Here is a 17,744-nt window from a genome sequence, read left to right as displayed (position 1 = left end):
TTCTTTCCGCCGGGGGCGTGGCGGCGGGAGTAGCGTCGTCGACGTGTCCGCACCGTCGCCGGCGAGCCCTCCCGCGCACCTCTGGGGCGCCGAGGACGCTGCGCTGCGGAGCATGCGGCGAGCGGCCCTGGCGTCCGCGGGCGTCGCCGCGGTCGTGACGGCCGATACCGTCTGGCGTGCGCTCGACCCGACCTGGCCGGTCCTCCTGGGCTACTCGCTCCTGATCTGGGCGGTGCCGCCCGCGCTGGTCACGCTCGTGATCACGTTCGTCGTCACGCTCGCCTCCGACGTCGAGCTTCCGATGTGGAGCACCGCCGGCTTCGCGGCCCTCGCGACCGGCGGGTGGATGGGCTGGGCCCTCGGTCCGGCGAACGGCGGGGTCGCTTACGGCGTCGTCATCGCGGCGGGCGTCCTCGGCGTCGGGCTGGTCCTCGGCTCGCCCCGCCGCCTGCGGGCACGAGTCCTCCTCGCGTCGCTGGTCGCGGCAGTCACGGCTCTGCTCGCGTTCCTCTGCTTCGCAACGCTGTAGTGCGAGCCGCTCAGCGCGGTGCGAGGACCTCGAGCAGCAGCACGACGACGGTGGCGGCCGCCGCGAACGAGACCACCAGCAGCGGCGCCCTGCGCCCCCGCACCAGCCCGCGCACCTCCGCGACGACGACCCACACGAACAGCACCGCCGACAGCAGCCGGAACAGCGCGGGCAGGACCTCCGGCGACTCGACGATCGTCTGGACGTGCCGCCACCACGTGGTCACGAACAGCCCGGCGAGGCCCGCCTGGATGAGCGCGACGCCGACGACCGCGGCCGCGCGCAGCGGGTCGGGTCCCTGCTCGTGCGGGTGTCCGTCGTGGTGCGTCGTCATGCGGTGGAGGTCTCCTGGTGAGGGGTTCAACGGGGTCGGTCGACCGGTGCCCGGCCGCCGCAGGCCAAGGTACAGCCCGCGCCCCTCAGGCCAGCTTCCGCCACGTCCCCTCGGACACGACCTCGACGACGCCGTCGTCCACGGCGAAGGCCGTCTCGTCGTCCACCGCGTACGCCGGCCCGCCGAGCCGTGCCGCCCACCGCTCGGCCGCGCCCTCCGTGTTGTCCGGCAGGTCGGGGTGGCCGAGGTGGGGGAACATCGAGAAGTCGACGACACCGAGCATGGCGACGTCTCCGCCGTCGGGCGGCGTCCACCCGACAAACTCTTCCCCGATCTCGAGCGTCATGACCATGCTGCCGCCGCTCATCCCGACCCAGACGGTGTCGTCCAGCGACGGCAGCAGGTTCGCCAGGCCGGAGCAGCGCATCCAGTGGGCGAGGTATCCGGCGTCGCCGCCCGCGGCCAACAGGACGTCGGTCTCCCGGACCAGCGGCACCCAGCGCTCCTCGGGGATGCTCGACAGCGCGGTCAGCTCGAGCACGCCGACGGACTTCCAGCCGAGGCCCGTCATGTGGTCCGTGGTCCCGGCGATGAAGTTCCAGGCGTTCCGCCCCGGGCCGACCCACGGGTGCCCGTACAGCGCGGTGGGGATGGCGAGCGCCGTGCACTCGGCGACGGGTCTGGGGAGCAGGGCGTCCAGGGCCGCGCGGATGGTCGCGTTTCTGACGCCTGCAGACGTGAGCAGCAGCTTCATGACAGGCCTCTCCGGTCGACGGACACCCCTCAGACCGCGGCACCGGCGAAGAATCATCGCCCGCCTCCCGCCGTCCGCGGTGCCTATGGTGTCCGGGTGCGGTGGGTGGTCTCGGTCAAGGGCGTGCTGGTGGTCGAGGGGTCCGTCCTGCTCGGCCTCAACGACCGCGGTGAGTGGGAGCTGCCCGGCGGCCAGCTCGAGGAGGGCGAGCAACCTCGGCAGACCGTCGTGCGCGAGCTCGCCGAGGAGACCTCCCTCGTGGTCGACGCGGGGCGGATCCTGCTCGCCGACACGTTCGACGTCGTGCCCGGGCGGACGGTCCTCGTCGTGGCCTACGAGTGCACCGCCGTGGGCAGCCTCGACGTGCGCGCCTCGGCCGAGCACGAAGCGCTGCGCTGGACGCCGCTCGGCGAGCTCGACGCCATCGCGCTACCCGGCATCTATCGGCGCGCCGTCGCGGCGGCCCTGGTCGACGACGCCGAAGCGCTGCGCGACGCCCGCTGAGCCGCGCGGCTCCGAGCGGGTTGCAGCCACGGGTATTCGGTGGCCCGCCTGCCGGCGCGACCCCAGGATGGGGCGCATGCCGTTGGCCACCCCCACGCTGTCCACCGCTCGCCTACGTCTGCGCCCCGTCACCGACGCCGACGGCGACGACCTGTTCGCCCTGCACAGCGACGCCCGCGTGCTGCGGTACTGGGACTCCCCGCCCTGGACCGACCGGAGCCGTGCCGACCGCTTCGTCGCGATGTGCCGGACGATCGAGGAGGACGGGACCGGTGCCCGGGTGGCCGTCGAGCGCGCGTCCGACGGCGCGTTCGTGGGCTGGTGCGGCCTGTTCGACTGGAACCCCGACTTCCGCAGCGCAACGCTGGGCTACGTCCTCGGCGAGGCGATGTGGGGCAACGGTTACGCGACGGAGACGGCGCACGCGCTGCTGCGGTGGGCCTTCGGCACGCTGCCCCTCAACCGCGTCCAGTCCGAGACCGACACCCGCAACGCGGCGTCCGCCCGCGTCCTGGAGAAGCTGGGGTTCGTGCACGAGGGGACGCTGCGCGAGGACTGCGTCGTCAACGGCGACGTCTCCGACTCGTGGGTGTTCGGGCTGCTCCGGCGGGACTGGGACGCGCTCGACCAGGCGTAGTCCCGGGTGAAGTCTTGTCCGGCGCCCGGTCCGAGGTCCGACGTCCCCTACTGTCGCCGGATGAGGACTCGTGCGTCGACCGTCATGCTCGTCGGCGGCACGTCGCTGGCCCTACTGGGGGCCGTCGTGTCCGTCGTCTTCTTCATGCAGCCGTGGCGCACCTGCCCGGACGACGACGTGCCTGCCGCTTGCCCGATGCTTCCCCTCGATGCGTCGATCATGACGGCGGCGATGGTCGTGACCTTGTTCGCGACGGCGGTCGCCGTCGCCGGTGCTGCGGGCAGGAAGCGCACCCCGTACTGAGCACGGACCGATCGGCGTCGGCCGGTTCACCGTCGCGACGATGCCGGATCGGCCCGCTGCATCGCGCTGCGGCTACGTTGAGGACCATGTCGGGCTTTGCCGAGTTCGAACCCCGGGTGCAGAGCGCGCGGGTACCGGTGCTTGTCCGCGCTGCGGCAGACGCTGACATCGACGACATCGTGCGGATCCAGCAGCGCGCGGGTCGGTCGGTGCGTCCCGACGGCTACCGGCGAGCGATCGCCGACCCGGACCGGTGCGTGCTCACCGCCATGGCGACGGCGCCCGACGGCACCTCGGTCGTCGTCGGGTGGGGACAGACCCACCACCGCACGGTCGCGACCGACCCCGCCCCCGTCGGCCACTACCTGGGCGGCGTCACCGTCGATCCTTCCTGGCGGCGCAGGGGCGTCGCCGCGACGCTCACCCAAGCGCGCATCGAGTGGATCGCCGAGCGGGCGCCCGAGGCCTACTACGTCGTCAACGCCCGGAACCGCGCGTCGATCGAGCTGCACAGACGGTGGGAGTTCGTCGAGGTCGCCCGTGCGGCGCGTCTCGCAGGCACGTCGTTCGACGGCGGAGTCGGCCTGCTCATGCGAGCAGCATGGTGAGCGAGTCGCCGCGGTCCCGCGGCGCCCGGAAACGACGAAGGGCCCCACGTCCACATGATGCTGCGGGTGGGGCCCTTCGGGTGGCGGTAGCGGTGGGATTTGAACCCACGGTGGACTTTCACCCACACACGCTTTCGAGGCGTGCTCCTTAGGCCGCTCGGACACGCTACCTCGCCGGACGAACCGGCCCACCGAGGATACCCAACGAACCGGCAGACTCGAAATCGCGGGTCGGTGCCTGTCGGCCCGGGGCGTCAGGTGCCGTCGTTCCCCGGGTCGAAGACACGCTCGTACAGCGCGGCCGCCTCGTCCACGACGGCGCGGTCGATGGACGCCACGGGCACGGTCGTGTCGAGCAGCGGCTCGGAGTCCGGCCCGCGGCCGACGATCTCGCCGGTGAGCACCCACGGGAAGCGCTCGGGCGTCATGAGGTGCGCGTACTGGCACAGCTGCCGCGCCACCCAGTGCTCCACGGGCCGGTCCCACCAGGGCTCGGGGTCCAGCGGGTTCACGCTGAGGCCCGGGAGCAGGCACCCGCTCTCGTGGTCCCGGCTCTCCGTGCCGGCGTCCGCCACGGGGCCGGCGCTGAACCGCACGTACAGCGGCGTCCCGACGGCGAGCAGCTCGACGACGTCCCCCAGCGCGCGGGCGCGGGGGACGTCGTCGAGCGTGACCGGGCCGGACGGCAGGTGCAGTCCCATGGGGCAGCGCTCAGAACACCGGCTTGCCGCCGGTCACCCCGAGCACGGTGCCCGAGACGTAGCTCGCGTCGCGCGGCGACGCCAGGAAGACGAACGCCGGCGCCAGCTCGGCGGGCTGCCCGGCCCGGCCCAGCGGGGTGTCCTGCCCGAACTTCTGCACCTTCGCCTCCGGCTGCGTGGCCGGCTGCAGGGGTGTCCAGATCGGGCCGGGCGCGACGGCGTTGACGCGGATGCCGCGCGGCCCGAGCTCGGCCGCGAGGTTCACGGTCAGGTTGTTGATCGCCGCCTTCGTCGACGCGTAGTCGAGCAACGACGTCGACGGCTCGTACGCCTGGATGGAGGAGTTGTTGATGATGCTCGCCCCCTCCCCCAGGTGCTTCAGCGCCGCCTGGGTGATCCACAGGAGCGCGTACAGGTTCGTCTTCAGCACGCGGTCGATCTCGTCGGTCGTGATGTCCTCGACCGACTCGCGCCGCGCCATCTGAAACCCGGCGTTGTTCACCAGGACGTCGAGCCCGCCGAGCTGCTTCGCGGCCTGGTCGGGCAGCCCGCGCGCGGTGGCCTCGTCGGTGATGTCGCCCGGCAGCAGCACCGCCGTCCTGCCGGCCTCGCGCACCCACCGGGCGGTCTCCTGCGCGTCCTCCTCCTCGGCGGCCAGGTACCCGATCGCGACGTCGGCGCCCTCGCGCGCGAACGCGATCGCGACGGCCCGCCCGATGCCGGAGTCGCCGCCGGTGACGAGCGCACGCAGCCCGTCGAGCCGGCCGGAGCCGCGATAGCTCTCCTCGCCGTGGTCGGGGACGGGGGTCATCGCGCCGGTCAGCCCGGGCGGGTCCTGCTGCTGGGCGGGGAACGACTGCTGGTCGTCGGCCATGCTGTCCTCCTGCTGTGCGATGTGGGGTGCGAGGCCTCGAGGGCGGGGGTTCGACAATCTCGACGCCGGGTGGCGTCAGGCGGCACGACGGCGCGCGAGCTGCGCCTCGTGCACGTGGGGCCGCTTGGCGGGCTGGACGGCGGCGAACGCGTCGCGCACCGACTCCTTGGCGCGGCGGCCGAAGCCGTCGCCGCGGGACAGGGCCGTCATCGTCTGCGCGGCCGCCTCGCGCAGGGTCGCGCCGGCGGCGCCGGCCGCCTCCGTGAGCATCGCCTCGGCCCCGTCCTCGTCCACGCCGTGCACGGCCATGAGCACGCCCTTGGCCCGCTCGATGGCGGCCGCGGAGACGAACGCGCTGTCGAGGGCGCGACGCACGTCGCGCTGCACCGCCTCACGCTGCACCGGCGTCACGTCCACGACGTAGCCCGCGACCTCCGGCGCGCCGTCGCCGCGGGACCGGCGCGCCTGAGCGGTGAGCAGCAGGGTCCGCGTGCGGCCGTGGGAGTCCACCACCCGGCGTGCGGTCACCACGGGAGCGCCCGAGGCCAGGGCGCGTGGCGCGTCGTGCACGATGCGGTCGCGCTCGTCGGGGTGCAGCCGGGCCTCGAGGGCCTCCGGTCCGGGTTCGATCGCGCCGGGCTGCTGGCCGAGCATCGCGTCGACCTCGTCGGACCACCACCAGCGGCCCGTGGCCGCGTCGGCACGGTAGGTGCCGGTGAGCAGGTGGGTGCCGACCGCGAGCGCCGCGGTGACTCGGTCGGTGTCGGCGGGAGTTGTTGTCGTCATCGAGACCTCCGGACGGGAAGGTCGGTGCCGCTTCCTGACGCCGGGCTCCCACGCTAACGCCACCGCACGACGACGGCCACCGTTCGGGCCTCACCCGGCGTCGAAGCGGTCCTCACCCTCCTCGTCGGGGTCGTCCTTCGGCTTCTCGCCCGGCACGGCCTCGACGTCGGCGGGGCGGCCGTCGTGCACGGCTCGCTCCCGGTCGGCCTGGCGCCGCGGGTCGTCCTCGTCCGGACGCTTCCGGTCGGCGGGGTGGTCGCTCATGCCGGTCCTCCTCGGTCTCGACGGGTCGTCCCAGCCTGGTCCGGGACTCGGCTGCCCGCACCCCGTGCCCGCCCCGGCGAGCGCCCGGCACCCGTCCTACGGTCGAGAGGTCGCGACCCGACCGACACAGCCCCGAGGAGGCACGATGCCCGCGCACGAGCCCGCACGACCGTCCACCGACCGACCGCTGCCGCGCCTCGCCGCCGGCCTCGAGCGCGAGCCGCGGCTCGACCCGCTCGCCGGCCTGTACGACCGCATCTCCAGCGCCGTGGTGCCCTCGCCGGGCGGGGTGCGCGACGAGCTCCGCGGGCGCTCCGTCGGCCATCCCGTGCACTCCGTGCTCACCGACCTGCCGATCGGACTGTGGACGGGGGCGGCGACGCTGGACCTCACCCGGCCGCAGGGGCACGCCGCGGCCGCGCGCCGGCTGGTCGCCCTGGGGCTCCTGGCCGCCCCGCCGACAGCGCTGACCGGGCTCGCGGACTACCGGGCGCTGAGCGCACCCGCCCGCCGGGTCGCCGCGCTGCACGCGACGTGCAACGGGGTCGGCACCCTCCTGGCCCTCGCCTCGTGGCGCGCGCGCCGCCGCGGGCGCGACGGCCTCGGGACGCTGCTGACCCTGGCGGGCCTGGGTGCGGTCGGGGCCGGCGGCTACCTGGGCGGGCACGTCGCGCACGCGATGCGCGAGCCCCGGCACGTCCCGGGCGCGGGGTGAGGGACTAGCGCGGGCCGGGCGGCGCCTCCGGCCGGGGCGCACCGGGCCGTGGCACGAGCAGGTCCACCAGCACCTCGGCGACGTGACGCATGTCCCCGTTGCTGCGGGCCGTGCGCTCCACGATCAGCGCGGCGAGCTCCCGCAGCGGCACGTCGGAGCGGGCCGAGGCCGCCGTCAGCCACTCGACGGCACCGTCGACGTCGGTACGGATCGCGCACATGACGATCCCCTTCGCCTGCTCGATCGTGGCGCGCTGGGCGGCCGAGGCCCGAAAGTTCGCCGTCACGCCCGCGTCCACGATCCGCGCGACCGCGACGGTGACGTCGGTGAAGCAGCCGACGAGCTCGCGCACCCTGCCCGCGGCGTCGGTGCGGCCCTCCCCGACGACCGCCAGGGTCCGCTCGTCGCCGTGCGCGTCCATGATGCGGTGCACGCTGCTGAACGGCTCACCGGTCGCGCTCGCGCGCCGCAGCACCTGGCTCACGTGGTCCCGGTCGTCGGGGTGCTTGTGCGCCAGGATCAGCTCGGTGGTCGGCACGACGTCGCCCGGCTCGAAGCCGTGGATGCGGTACGTCTCGTCCGACCACCACCACCGGCCCGTGCCCAGGTCGTACCGGTAGCGCCCGACCGGGTGGTTGGCACCGAGGGCGAGCGTGCCCTCGACGTCCCAGGACGTGGTCTCGGTCATGCGTGGGACCTCCTGTCGTGGCTCGCGCCGCAAGAGATGAGCCGCGTCATGACTCACCCCCGACCGTAGCGCGTCTCACGTCGTGCCGTGCAGGAATCGGGCTCACCCGGACAGCACGTCGGCGCCGCGGCGCAGCACGACGACGAGCGCCCCGGCCACGAGATGGTCGTCGCCGGTGTCCTCCCGCGCGTCGTGCACCACGTCCTGCAGCCCGTCGAGCGACCGGGCGAACGCCGCACCGGCATCGGGGCCGGCATCCGACCCGGCGTCCTGCAGCGTGCGGGCGAACGACCGCAGGGCCGACGCGAGCTCCGGCCGCAGCCGCGGCCCCAGCGCGACCTCGGCGCGCCCCGACCGCTCCCAGCCGACCAGGAGCCGCACCACCTCGTCGACCACCTCCGCCGACGTCCCGAGCACCTCGGCCTGCCGGGCCTGCGACCGGGCGCGCTCGCCGTGCCGCCGGGCTCGCGGGTTGCCGCGGGAGGCCTCCCCGGACCGTGCGACGGCCGCCCGGGCTCCCTCGATCGTCGGGTAGAGCGCGCGCCGACGGCGCTCCCACTCGGCGGCGTCGAGCGGCCCCTCGTCATCGAGCCAGCCGGCGAGGTCGTCGAGCTGCTCCACGAGGGCGTCGCGCAGGGCGCCGAGCGCCAGCGCCGACGGCGTGAGGAGCAGCGGGGGAAGCAGGAGGTTGACCCCCGTCCCGATGGCGGCCCCCACCACGACCAGTCCCGCGAACGCGCCCACGTAGTCGGCGCTCTCCCCCTGGCCGAGCACGAGCACGAAGATGGCCGCGTTCGCGACCCACGCCCCCATGCCCCCGAACACCCGCCAGCCCGCGCACAGCAGCGCCACCCCGACCACCAGGGCGAGCGACAGCGCACCGGGGACGAGCACGCTGTCGGCCGCGAGCGCGATGCCGGCCCCGAGCAGCAGCGCCGCCACCGTCTGCAACGACTCGCGCACCGACCGGGCCAGGGTGCCGGTGGTGGCGATCACCGCCCCCAGCGGCGCGTAGTAGGGGTAGTCGGAGAAGGGCGCGGGCGCGACCACGCCGACCATCCAGGCGAGCGCCGCGGCGAGGGCGCCACGGACCGCGAGCGACCAGCGCGGGTGCCGCACCCAGGCGTGGTGGACGGCGGCAGGGACGCGGCGCCACCGTCCGGTCATCCCAGCTCCGCGGGCAGCTCCGCGTACCCGGGCGCGAGCCGGACGCGCCCGGCGACCCCGCCGCCCGTGGACGGCTCCAGCGACGCGACGTCCTCCCACCGCACGAGGAACGTGCCGCGATGCCGGCGCCGCACGAGCTGCGGGATCGGCCACGGCGACCGGACGCCGGTGCGCTCGTACCCGTGGAACGACCCTGCGCCGCGCGGGCCCACCAGCAGCCCCACCAGCCGCGCGCCGCCCACCGCGTCACGACGCGCCCACGCGCTCAGCGGGGCGTCGTGCTCCGCCTCCTCCCGGTCCTCGCCCCCGCCCGGCCCGCCCTCGGGCTCGTCCACCACCTCGAGCGCGAGGCGGACGTCGACGACCACGCCGAGCGGGGCGCCGTCCGGCCCGAGGACGCGCGCGTCGAGGAGGTCGCCGACGTTCATCCCCCGGCCTCCGGGTCGTGCCGCCCGCCCGGGACGCGGGCGATCAGCCGGTCGCGCACCCAGCCCTCCACCCAGTCGGCGTCGAGCCGGTCGGACGGCACGGTGAGCTCGATCGCCGTCCCCACGTGCCCGACGTCGTCCCACGCGATGCGCGGCAGCCGCCCGTCGGGCACCCGCCCGCCGAAGAGGCGGGTGGCCAGCACGGGGCCCACGAGGATCGCGGACACGTGCACTTCCTGGCCGGCCGTCACCTCGCCGCCGTCCGGCCCGGCGAGCTCCAGGTCGTCCACCGTGCGCACGGGCTCGCCGTCGACGTCGAGCACCTGCCGGCTCAGCAGGTGCAGCCGGGCGTCGACGAGGCGCACCTCTCCCCCGGTACCGGTCATGAGCCCGCTCCCGTCGCGATCATCAGGGGGATCGCCGCGACGGCTGCGACGACCACGATCACCAGGTACACCGTGCCCAGCGCGTTGACCACCCGCCCGTTGACGTGCTCGCCCATGTACTCCGGGTCGTTGGCGACCACGAGGATCGGCACGTACGTCAGCGGCAGCGCGACGGCGGAGAACACCACCGACATCTCCGTGACCGCCACCGGGTCCACGCTGGTCATGAGGATGCCGATGGCGAGCAGCAGGGCGACGATCATCGTGAGGTGGAAGCGCGCGGCCCGGGCGGGGCGCCGGAACTTGCCCCACGACCAGCCCAGGTACTGGGCCAGCGTGTACCCGCTGGAAAGGGCGGTCTCCAGGGCGGCGCCGAACGTCGCCGCGACGATGCCGAGGATGACGAGGGCGAGCAGCAGCACCCCGCCGGCCTGTGCGACGGGCAGCACGATCTGCGACAGCGACGACACCTCGACCCCCGCCGGCAGCAGCACGACGGCGGCGCACGCCGCGATGGAGAGCGACAGCATGCCGCCCAGGGGGAAGCCGAGCAGCACGTTGAGCCGGTTGGTGCCGAGGTCCTTGCGGGTCCAGCGCTCCTCGACGGCACCGGAGGAGAAGAAGAACACCTCGTACGGCGTCATCGCCGCGCCGAACAGCGCGACCGCGTAGTACCAGTACGACGCCGGGTGCTCGGTGCCCGGCGGGGACGGCGGCACGGCCTGCCGCAGCAGCTCGCCCCAGTCCGGGCCGAGCTGGAACAGCGCCACCGCGAACCCCACGAGCAGCAGCCCCATGAGGCCGGCGACGTTCTCCATGATCTGGAACTTGACCCGCCACAGCACCAGCCACACCGCGAGCGCCGCGACCGGGATCCACAGCCGGGGCTCCACGCTGCTCGCGAGGTGCAGCGCGAGCGCGATGCCGCCGACCTCCGCGGTGAGCGTGAGCAGGTTGATGGCGAACGACGCGAGCAGGTTCGCGCCCGCGGCCCGCGGCCCGAGCCGCTCCCGGATGATCTCGAAGGTGGCGCGACCGCTGACGGCCGCGACGCGGCCCGCCATGCTCGCGAACAGGACGATGCCGACCACGCCGAGCACCACCACCCACGCGAGCGACATGCCGAACCGGGACCCGACGACCGCGTTGGTCACCAGGTCACCGATGTCGACGAAGCCGCCGATGGCGGTGAGCACGCCGAGCGCGACGCCCAGGAGCTTCTTCACGGGCCACCCGCCTCGGCCAGGGCGGCGTCCGTCGCATCGGTGGCGGACGCGAGGTCGGCGAGCAGGTCGTCGGTGGTCGCCGGGACGCCGTCGGCGCCGGCGAGGTCGCCGCCCGACCGCGCCGCCGCCCACGCCCGCGCCGCGACCACGGCGTCCGACACCTCGCCCACGGCCTCCAGCCCCGTGGTCCGGCGGGTGGCCGACGCCGCGTCGGGCGGCACCAGCGTGGTCAGGGCGGACTCCGCGTCGTCCAGCACGCGCAGCTGGTCGAGCAGCGCGGTGTCGGCGACCGGCCCGGTGATCTTGCCCTCGTCGAGCAGGCCGACGGTGATGCGGGACGTCTCGCCCGCGGAGCCCGCCTGCGCGAGCGCGTCCGCCACGGCCGCCGTCGCCTGGCCGGGCTCCTGCCGGCTCGCGACGCACCCCGTCCCGGCGAGCACCGCCGGCAGCACGACGGCGAGCGCGACGGCGCGCGCGGCGAGCCGTCGTCGTCCTGTCGCGTGCGTCACGCCCTGATGTTCACCACGACCCGCCGGTCTTCGCACGTCGGACCTGCGACGTCACGCTCCCAGCCCCCGCCCACCGCACGCAGCGCCTTCCCAGGCCTGGCCCAGGGATCGCCGGAGCACGCCGTGTCCACTGGGTGGCGTCCCCATCAACGGACCGTGAACGGTCCCTCACGACACGGAGCCCGCATGCCTCCCGCCGCCCTGTACGCCGTCGACCTCGTCGCCGTGGCGATCCTGACCTTCGCCCTCTACTTCCCCCGGCACCGGCGCCGCGACCTCGTGGTCGCGTACCTCGGGGTCAACGTGGGCGTGCTGGCCGTGTCCGCGGTGCTGGCGTCCAGCTCGATCGCCGCCGGCCTCGGGCTGGGGCTGTTCGGCGTCCTGTCGATCATCCGGCTGCGGTCGAACGAGCTGTCGCAGCGCGAGGTCGCGTACTACTTCGCCGCGCTCGCGCTGGGCCTGCTCGGCGGGCTCGGCACGTCGGGCGGATGGATGAGCCTGGCGGGCTCCGCCCTGATCCTGCTCGTCATGGCCGTGGCCGACCACCCGCGCCTGCTGGCCCGCCATGCCAGCCAGACGATCGTCCTCGACCGCGCGGTCGCCGACCGCGACGCGCTCACCGCCCACCTCGAGGCGCTGCTCGGCGCCCGCGTGACGTCCCTCAGCGTGCAGGAGCTCGACCTCGCCGACGACACGACGCGCGTCGAGGTCCGCTACGCGCTGCCGCGCGAGGGCGCCCACCCGGCCCCTGCCGCCGTCGCCCACGACGACGCGCTGGCGGTGACGCGATGAGCGCCGCGGCCGCCGTCGCCCGGGGCCTGGAGGGGGCCGCGCCCGTCGGCCTCGCCGAGCTCGACGACGCCGCCGCGCTGCAGACCCGCGTGGACCGCAAGTACGTGCTCGCCCCCGCCGAGGTCCGCGAGCTGCTCGCGACGCTGTCCGCGCTCGGCCCCCGCGTGCTGGAGATCGACGGCGAGCGCGCGTTCACCTACGCCTCCACCTACTACGACACGGCCGACCTGCTGACCTTCCGGCTGGCGGCGCGGCGTCGTCGGCGCCGGTTCAAGGTGCGCACCCGCACCTACGTCGACACGGGGAACACGACGTTCCTCGAGGTCAAGACGCGCGCCGCCCGCGGCGTCACCGTCAAGGAGCGCCGCCCGTGGGACGTCGCCGCCCCGCTGGCGGGCGACGGGCTCGACTTCGTCGACGACCGCCTCGCCGCCGCCCGGCTCGACGCTCCCCCGTCCGCGCAGCTCGCCCCCGTGCTGCGCTCCGCGTACCGCCGCACCACCGTGCTGCTGCCGGACGCCCGCATGACCCTCGACACCGGCCTGCGCTGGCGGCTCGCGGGGCCCGACGGCGCCGCCCGCGGCAGCGGCACCGCCGGCGTCGGCGATCTCGTCGTCGTCGAGACCAAGGCGGGCACCGCGCCGTCGTCCGCTGACCGCGCCCTGTGGCGCGCCGGCCACCGCCCCGACCGCATCTCCAAGTACGCGACCGGGCTCGCCACCCTGCGCCCCGACCTGCCCGACCACCCCTGGCGCCGCCTGCGGCGCGAGCGGCTGGGCGCCGCCTGACCGACGCCCCACCCGATCCCCACCAGCGAAGAGGACCCCGAACCATGCGCATCCCCCGCCCGACCATCCCCTGGACCCGCGCCGCGGCGCTCGCCGCCGCCGGCACCCTCACCGTCGGCGCGCTCGCCGCGTGCGACGCGGGCTCCGGCACCTCTGCGTCGTCCGACGGCTCCGCCACCGCCGCGGAGATCTCCGCGACGGACAACTCCGGCCGGTCCGCGCAGGACGTCCTCGCGGACAACCTGTCGTCCGACGAGACCGCGGCCCTGGCCGACCAGACGTGGGACACGGCCGACGAGACCGCGGTCCCGCTCGACGGCGACACCGTGACCCTCACCGAGCCGGGCACGTACCGGATCTCCGGCACGCTCGACGACGGCCAGATCGTGGTCGACTCGCCCGACGACGGCGTCGTCCGCCTCGTGCTCGACGGCGCGGACGTCACCAGCTCCACCGGCGCCGCGATCGACGTGCAGGACGCGGACCAGGTGTCGGTGGTGCTCGCCGACGGGTCGAAGAACTCGCTCGAGGACGCCGCGACGTACGCGGACACGACGTCGGACGACGCCGCGAACGCCGCGCTGTACTCGACCGCCGACCTGGCGATCTCGGGTACCGGGTCGCTCGACGTCGTCGGCAACTCGAACGACGGCATCACGTCGAAGGACGGCCTCGTCATCGCGGACGGCGACATCACCGTCGACGCCGCCGACGACGCCGTCCGCGGCAAGGACTACCTCGTCGTCTCGGGCGGCACGCTCGACGCGACCGCCGGCGGGGACAGCGGCGACGCCCTGAAGTCGGACAACGACTCCGACGACGGCGCCGGGTACGTCGCGATCACCGGCGGCGACGTGACCGCCTCCGCGAGCTCCCAGGGGGTCAAGGCGTTCAGCGACGTCGCGATCACCGGCGGCACGCTGACGGTCACGGACTCGTCCGAAGGCATCGAGGCGGCGACGATCGCGCAGTCCGGCGGCGACGTCGACGTCACGGCGAGCGACGACGGGCTCAACGCGACCGTCGACGAGCCGGAGGACGACACCGCCACCGACGACGCGACCGCCGACCAGAGCACCGACCAGGGCGACACCGATCAGCAGGGCACCGGCGACCAGCCGCAGAGCGACATGCCCCAGCCGCCCGCGGACGGCGAGATGCCGCAGGGCGGTGCCGGCGGCCCGATGGACCAGGTCGAGGACGGCGCGTCGATCACGATCACCGACGGCACGCTGCACGTGGACGCCGAGGGCGACGGCCTGGACTCCAACGGCGTCACCGTGATCAGCGGCGGCGACGTCGTCGTCGAGGGCCCGACCAACGGCGGCAACGGGGCGCTCGACTCCGCCGGCGGCAGCACGATCTCCGGCGGCACGGTGCTCGCGGTGGGCTCGTCGGGCATGGCGGAGGCGTTCGACGAGGACTCGACGCAGGGCTGGGTGGCGCTCACCGCCGACGCGGCGCTCCAGGCCGGCACCGAGGTGGCGGTCGTGGACGCCGACGGCGCGCAGGTCGCCACGATCACGCTGTCCAAGACGGCCCAGTCCGTCGTCTACTCCGGCCCGGAGATCACCGACGGCGCCACCTCCACGCTCACCGCGGACGGCGAGAAGGTCGGCACCGCCACCGCGGGCGAGGCCCCGGCCGGCGGCATGGGCGGCGGCCCCGGCGGCGGCGGCCGGCCCGACGCCGCGAGCTGACCGCGAGGTAGTTCATCTCCTGCCGAGGTAGTTCATTCCGGGCCGAGGTAGTTCACGGCGGACTACCTCGGCACGGTTCGGACTACCTCGGCAGGGCGGGTGGCGGCGGGTGCGCCGTCGTACGCTCGAAGGCGTGCAACCTGTGCCCCGTCCGCTCGCTCCGACGTACCAGGACCGGCGGTGGGAGCTCCCGCCCGACGCCGTGGTGCACCACGGCACGGTGGACGACGCCGTCCGCCTGCTGCGCGGCCGCACCGTCACCGCGCTGACGGGCGCGGGCGTGTCGACGGACTCGGGCATCCCGGACTACCGCAGCCCGGACTCGCCGAAGCGCGCGCCGATGACGTACCAGCAGTTCGTCGCCGACGAGGCGTTCCGGCGCCACTACTGGGCCCGCAACCACGTGGGCTGGCAGGTGGTGCGCCGCACGGAGCCGAACGCGGGCCACCGGGCCCTGGCGCGGCTGGAGGACCGCGGGGTGGTGCGCGGCGTCATCACCCAGAACGTCGACCTGCTGCACGAGGACGCCGGCTCGCGGCACGTCATCGACCTGCACGGCCGCTACGACCGCGTGATCTGCCTGCAGTGCGGGCGCGTCATCAGCCGCGCGCACCTCGCGGAGCGGCTGGACGCGCTCAACCCGGGGTTCGTGGAGTCGCTGCTCGACGACGGCGCGACGGTCGCGGACATCGAGACGGCCCCGGACGCGGACGCCGTCATCGAGCAGACCAGCCACTTCGTGCCGGCCGCGTGCGAGTTCTGCGGCGGGGTGCTCAAGCCGGAAATCGTGTACTTCGGCGAGAACGTGCCGCGCGAGCGGGTGCAGCGCGCGTACGCGCTGGTGGACGACGCCGACGCGCTGCTCGTGGCCGGCACGTCGCTCACCGTGATGAGCGGCCTCCGGTTCGTGCGGCACGCGGCCAAGGCCGACAAGCCGGTCGTCATCGTCAACCGCGGCGAGACGCGCGGCGACCCGCTCGCCACGCTCAAGGTGGACGACGGCGTCACCGAGACGCTCGTCACGCTCGCCGACCGGCTCTGACGGCGCGGGGCGCCGCTAGGACGCCGAGACGAGGCGGCAGCCCCGGACGCTCTCGGCGTCGAGCAGGCCGCCGTCGCCGCCGGGGACCACGGGCAGCGCCCCGCGCGTCAGCCCGTCGAGGTAGACCGCCGCCTCGGTGCCGGCCTCCGCGACCTCGGCCTTGCGGCGCCGCACGTCGATCCGCGTGACGGTCACGGCGTGCTCACCCGTCGGCAGGTGCAGCACGGCCGACTGGCCGGTGCGCACCCACCCGGACGTCACGGTGCCGGTGAACGCGTGGCCGCGCGTCGGCACGGCGAACACGGTGTCCACGACGAGCTCGAACGGCACGGGCACGTCCGACCCCGCCGGGACGGCGGCAGGCGTCCGTCGCGAGAAGATCCCCATGACCGACGACGATATCCGCCGCCGTGCGGCCAGCAGGGAGGCGACGTCGCCGTGGGACGACCGGATCACCACGGTGCGGTCGGCGGGTCGGCCGCTCCCTCGACGGTCGGGCGCCGGGACGGCGTTCACGGCGTCGCGACGCGCGCCCGTCGCCGGTTCCAGAGCTGCCGGGACCAGAGCTGCCGGGACCAGGGCGGGCGCCACGGCAGGCCGGCCGGCACGGCGACCGCCGCGACGGTGAGGACCCAGGCCGAGTAGTCGAGCCCGAGGCACGCCCAGATGCTCGTGTGCATCACCGCGACGGCGACGGCGAACGGGATCCTGGTCCATGCGACGAGCAGCAGGAGCGGGGCCAGCAGCTCGAGGCACAGGGCCCCGGCGGCGAGGAGCTGCGGGAGCGCGGGCAGGTTCGCGACGGCGAGAGTGAAGCCCTCCCCGAACGGGGACGTCCCCTGCCGCAGCACCCATGCCATGTTGTCGCCCAGCGCCCACCCCGGCCCGCTGTGTCGCAGCTTCTGCACGCCGGTGAGGAGGTAGACGACGCCGACGACGGCGAGCGCGGCCCGGGGCGGCCAGCCCCACCGCAGGTGCCGGGCGTCCGCGGGGACGCCCCGGGCGGGCGGGGACGAGAACAGCAGGAGGGTCGCCACGGTCACCGTGAGGACGTCGTTGTGCATGAACTTCCCCGAGCTGCCCCACAGCCCGCTCAGCACGACGTACGCCGTCCAGGCGACGGCGAAGGCGAGCCGGGGGCGCACGCGACCGATCGCCAGCACCGCCGCCGCGAACCCCACCACCTGCAGCGCGACGAGCGCGACGACGGGCAGGTCGGGCACCCAGCCGACCAGGTTGAGGTGGGTCCGCAGCGCGGGCGGGCGGTCGGCGAGCTGGGTCCAGTCCCGCGTCAGCAGCCGGAGGCCGACGACCGCCGCGACCCCTGCGTGCAGCCAGCGCGCCCGCCATGCCGGGCCCGGCGCGATCAGGCGCGCGTCGAGCACGCGGACCCAGGACGCCGCGGCGGGGCGTCCGGTTCGCGTCGTCGTGCTACTCGCGGGCGCACTGCCCGTCGCCGGCGCGCTCACGGCGTCACCACCGCGACGACGGCGTGGCCCGTCTCGTGCTTCTCGCGGGTCTCCGCGTCCATCCGCCACGTCGTGCGCTCGAGCACCACCTGCGACACGTCGGCGGGCCGCATGCCGGCGAGCCCGAGCCAGGCGTCGACCAGCTCCCGGGCGTGGGCGGGGTCGGCGTCCTCGAGCTGCCGGTAGAGGTGGGTGGTCATGCCGAGCACCTCGCCGGCGGCTGGGCGAAGGTCGGTGCGCGTACCGTCAACACCTTCCGCCCAGAGGGTCAAGCTCACGCCATCGGCCGTACGGACAGAGCTGAAGAGCCGGTAGGCCGTCATGGGCCAGGCGTCGAGCTGCAGGAGGGCCGCGGTGAGGAGCACCACCACCGCCGTATAAGTGACGAGGCGGGCCCGGCGCCGTTCACCGGGCGGGGCGTCGGGGACCTGCTCGGAGGCGAACGGGGCCATGTATTCTCCTTTGCGCACGCCACACTCTTCGTTGGGGCAGCGCAGGGAGGATAGCGCTCCCACACCGCGGCGCCGGGCCGTGACAGGG

General features: G+C 74.8%; 25 protein-coding genes and 1 tRNA gene. 10 read left to right on the top strand and 16 right to left on the bottom strand.

Annotation, left to right across the window (positions count from 1 at the left end):
• Window positions 1-43 precede the first annotated feature (43 nt).
• The gene (locus AAG589_RS11050; RefSeq protein WP_430567312.1) at window positions 44-529 is read left to right on the top strand and encodes a hypothetical protein; all 486 of its coding nucleotides are present in this window, start codon (window positions 44-46) and stop codon (window positions 527-529) included.
• A 10-nt stretch (window positions 530-539) separates the two neighbouring features.
• Here AAG589_RS11050 and AAG589_RS11045 read toward each other — a convergent pair whose 3' ends face one another.
• The gene (locus AAG589_RS11045; RefSeq protein WP_430567311.1) at window positions 540-863 is read right to left on the bottom strand and encodes a hypothetical protein; all 324 of its coding nucleotides are present in this window, start codon (window positions 861-863) and stop codon (window positions 540-542) included.
• Between the two features lie 85 nt (window positions 864-948).
• The gene (locus AAG589_RS11040) at window positions 949-1,617 is read right to left on the bottom strand and encodes a Type 1 glutamine amidotransferase-like domain-containing protein (protein ID WP_430567310.1); all 669 of its coding nucleotides are present in this window, start codon (window positions 1,615-1,617) and stop codon (window positions 949-951) included.
• 96 nt (window positions 1,618-1,713) lie between these two features.
• On the opposite strand from AAG589_RS11040, the gene AAG589_RS11035 reads away from it, so the two are divergent.
• The 4 genes from AAG589_RS11035 (at window position 1,714) to AAG589_RS11020 (ending at window position 3,669) form a co-directional block, all read left to right on the top strand.
• Window positions 1,714-2,121, top strand: a complete 408-nt coding sequence (locus tag AAG589_RS11035) for an NUDIX domain-containing protein (RefSeq protein WP_430567309.1) — start codon at window positions 1,714-1,716, stop codon at window positions 2,119-2,121.
• 76 nt (window positions 2,122-2,197) lie between these two features.
• Complete coding sequence (locus tag AAG589_RS11030; protein ID WP_430567308.1) at window positions 2,198-2,758, top strand: GNAT family N-acetyltransferase; 561 nt, start codon at window positions 2,198-2,200, stop codon at window positions 2,756-2,758.
• Window positions 2,759-2,818: 60 nt separating this feature from the next.
• Window positions 2,819-3,061 (top strand): hypothetical protein, encoded by a 243-nt coding sequence (locus tag AAG589_RS11025; protein ID WP_430567307.1) that lies wholly within the window; start codon window positions 2,819-2,821, stop codon window positions 3,059-3,061.
• A gap of 86 nt (window positions 3,062-3,147) precedes the next feature.
• Window positions 3,148-3,669 carry a GNAT family N-acetyltransferase gene (locus AAG589_RS11020; protein ID WP_430567306.1) on the top strand — a complete coding sequence of 174 codons (522 nt, stop codon included), beginning with the start codon at window positions 3,148-3,150 and terminating at the stop codon, window positions 3,667-3,669.
• A gap of 81 nt (window positions 3,670-3,750) precedes the next feature.
• Here AAG589_RS11020 and AAG589_RS11015 read toward each other — a convergent pair.
• From AAG589_RS11015 to AAG589_RS10995, 5 genes are all read right to left on the bottom strand, one after another.
• Window positions 3,751-3,840 (bottom strand) — tRNA-Ser (locus tag AAG589_RS11015).
• An 83-nt stretch (window positions 3,841-3,923) separates the two neighbouring features.
• Window positions 3,924-4,370 (bottom strand): DUF6098 family protein, encoded by a 447-nt coding sequence (locus AAG589_RS11010; RefSeq protein WP_430567305.1) that lies wholly within the window; start codon window positions 4,368-4,370, stop codon window positions 3,924-3,926.
• Between the two features lie 10 nt (window positions 4,371-4,380).
• The gene (locus tag AAG589_RS11005; RefSeq protein ID WP_430567304.1) at window positions 4,381-5,244 is read right to left on the bottom strand and encodes an SDR family oxidoreductase; all 864 of its coding nucleotides are present in this window, start codon (window positions 5,242-5,244) and stop codon (window positions 4,381-4,383) included.
• Between the two features lie 75 nt (window positions 5,245-5,319).
• Window positions 5,320-6,030 carry a PAS and ANTAR domain-containing protein gene (locus tag AAG589_RS11000; RefSeq protein WP_430567303.1) on the bottom strand — a complete coding sequence of 237 codons (711 nt, stop codon included), beginning with the start codon at window positions 6,028-6,030 and terminating at the stop codon, window positions 5,320-5,322.
• A gap of 90 nt (window positions 6,031-6,120) precedes the next feature.
• On the bottom strand, window positions 6,121-6,294 hold the full coding sequence (locus AAG589_RS10995; RefSeq protein ID WP_430567302.1) for a hypothetical protein: 174 nt from the start codon (window positions 6,292-6,294) through the stop codon (window positions 6,121-6,123).
• A gap of 145 nt (window positions 6,295-6,439) precedes the next feature.
• On the opposite strand from AAG589_RS10995, the gene AAG589_RS10990 reads away from it, so the two are divergent.
• The gene (locus AAG589_RS10990; RefSeq protein ID WP_430567301.1) at window positions 6,440-7,009 is read left to right on the top strand and encodes a DUF2231 domain-containing protein; all 570 of its coding nucleotides are present in this window, start codon (window positions 6,440-6,442) and stop codon (window positions 7,007-7,009) included.
• Between the two features lie 4 nt (window positions 7,010-7,013).
• Here the strand turns inward: AAG589_RS10990 and AAG589_RS10985 are convergent, their stop codons facing one another.
• From AAG589_RS10985 to AAG589_RS10960, 6 genes are all read right to left on the bottom strand, one after another.
• On the bottom strand, window positions 7,014-7,697 hold the full coding sequence (locus tag AAG589_RS10985) for a PAS and ANTAR domain-containing protein (protein ID WP_430567300.1): 684 nt from the start codon (window positions 7,695-7,697) through the stop codon (window positions 7,014-7,016).
• A gap of 102 nt (window positions 7,698-7,799) precedes the next feature.
• A complete protein-coding gene (locus AAG589_RS10980) occupies window positions 7,800-8,864 on the bottom strand; it encodes an FUSC family protein (protein WP_430567299.1) in 1,065 nt (354 codons plus the stop codon).
• Window positions 8,861-9,292 (bottom strand): hypothetical protein, encoded by a 432-nt coding sequence (locus tag AAG589_RS10975; protein WP_430567298.1) that lies wholly within the window; start codon window positions 9,290-9,292, stop codon window positions 8,861-8,863. Before AAG589_RS10975 ends, AAG589_RS10980 begins: the two co-directional genes overlap by 4 nt.
• On the bottom strand, window positions 9,289-9,678 hold the full coding sequence (locus tag AAG589_RS10970) for a hypothetical protein (RefSeq protein ID WP_430567297.1): 390 nt from the start codon (window positions 9,676-9,678) through the stop codon (window positions 9,289-9,291). The genes AAG589_RS10975 and AAG589_RS10970 overlap by 4 nt, the downstream gene beginning before the upstream one ends.
• Window positions 9,675-10,904, bottom strand: coding sequence for an NRAMP family divalent metal transporter (locus AAG589_RS10965; protein ID WP_430567296.1), 1,230 nt, complete (start codon window positions 10,902-10,904; stop codon window positions 9,675-9,677). The genes AAG589_RS10970 and AAG589_RS10965 overlap by 4 nt, the downstream gene beginning before the upstream one ends.
• Entirely contained in the window at window positions 10,901-11,413 is a 513-nt protein-coding gene (locus AAG589_RS10960) for a hypothetical protein (protein ID WP_430567295.1), read from the bottom strand. Before AAG589_RS10960 ends, AAG589_RS10965 begins: the two co-directional genes overlap by 4 nt.
• A gap of 186 nt (window positions 11,414-11,599) precedes the next feature.
• Here AAG589_RS10960 and AAG589_RS10955 point away from each other — a divergent pair, with 186 nt between their 5' ends.
• The 4 genes from AAG589_RS10955 to AAG589_RS10940 all read left to right on the top strand — a co-directional run bounded on the left by AAG589_RS10955 (window position 11,600) and on the right by AAG589_RS10940 (window position 15,735).
• Complete coding sequence (locus AAG589_RS10955) at window positions 11,600-12,205, top strand: DUF4956 domain-containing protein (RefSeq protein ID WP_430567294.1); 606 nt, start codon at window positions 11,600-11,602, stop codon at window positions 12,203-12,205.
• Window positions 12,202-12,993: a polyphosphate polymerase domain-containing protein gene (locus tag AAG589_RS10950; protein WP_430567293.1), complete on the top strand. Its 792-nt coding sequence runs from the start codon at window positions 12,202-12,204 to the stop codon at window positions 12,991-12,993. The genes AAG589_RS10955 and AAG589_RS10950 overlap by 4 nt, the downstream gene beginning before the upstream one ends.
• A 44-nt stretch (window positions 12,994-13,037) precedes the next feature.
• On the top strand, window positions 13,038-14,693 hold the full coding sequence (locus AAG589_RS10945) for a carbohydrate-binding domain-containing protein (RefSeq protein WP_430567292.1): 1,656 nt from the start codon (window positions 13,038-13,040) through the stop codon (window positions 14,691-14,693).
• Between the two features lie 133 nt (window positions 14,694-14,826).
• Complete coding sequence (locus AAG589_RS10940) at window positions 14,827-15,735, top strand: NAD-dependent protein deacetylase (RefSeq protein WP_430567291.1); 909 nt, start codon at window positions 14,827-14,829, stop codon at window positions 15,733-15,735.
• 15 nt (window positions 15,736-15,750) lie between these two features.
• On the opposite strand, the gene AAG589_RS10935 is transcribed toward AAG589_RS10940, so the two are convergent.
• The 3 genes from AAG589_RS10935 to AAG589_RS10925 form a co-directional block, all read right to left on the bottom strand.
• A complete protein-coding gene (locus AAG589_RS10935; protein ID WP_430567290.1) occupies window positions 15,751-16,122 on the bottom strand; it encodes a hypothetical protein in 372 nt (123 codons plus the stop codon).
• 125 nt (window positions 16,123-16,247) lie between these two features.
• Complete coding sequence (locus AAG589_RS10930; RefSeq protein WP_430567289.1) at window positions 16,248-17,120, bottom strand: hypothetical protein; 873 nt, start codon at window positions 17,118-17,120, stop codon at window positions 16,248-16,250.
• An 80-nt stretch (window positions 17,121-17,200) separates the two neighbouring features.
• Window positions 17,201-17,656: a hypothetical protein gene (locus AAG589_RS10925; RefSeq protein ID WP_430567288.1), complete on the bottom strand. Its 456-nt coding sequence runs from the start codon at window positions 17,654-17,656 to the stop codon at window positions 17,201-17,203.
• Window positions 17,657-17,744: the final 88 nt, after the last annotated feature.

This window comes from Isoptericola sp. F-RaC21 (assembly GCF_038593535.1).
In the GTDB taxonomy this organism is placed as follows: Bacteria; Actinomycetota; Actinomycetes; order Actinomycetales; family Cellulomonadaceae; genus Isoptericola.
This window is presented reverse-complemented; position numbering and strand designations above follow the sequence as displayed.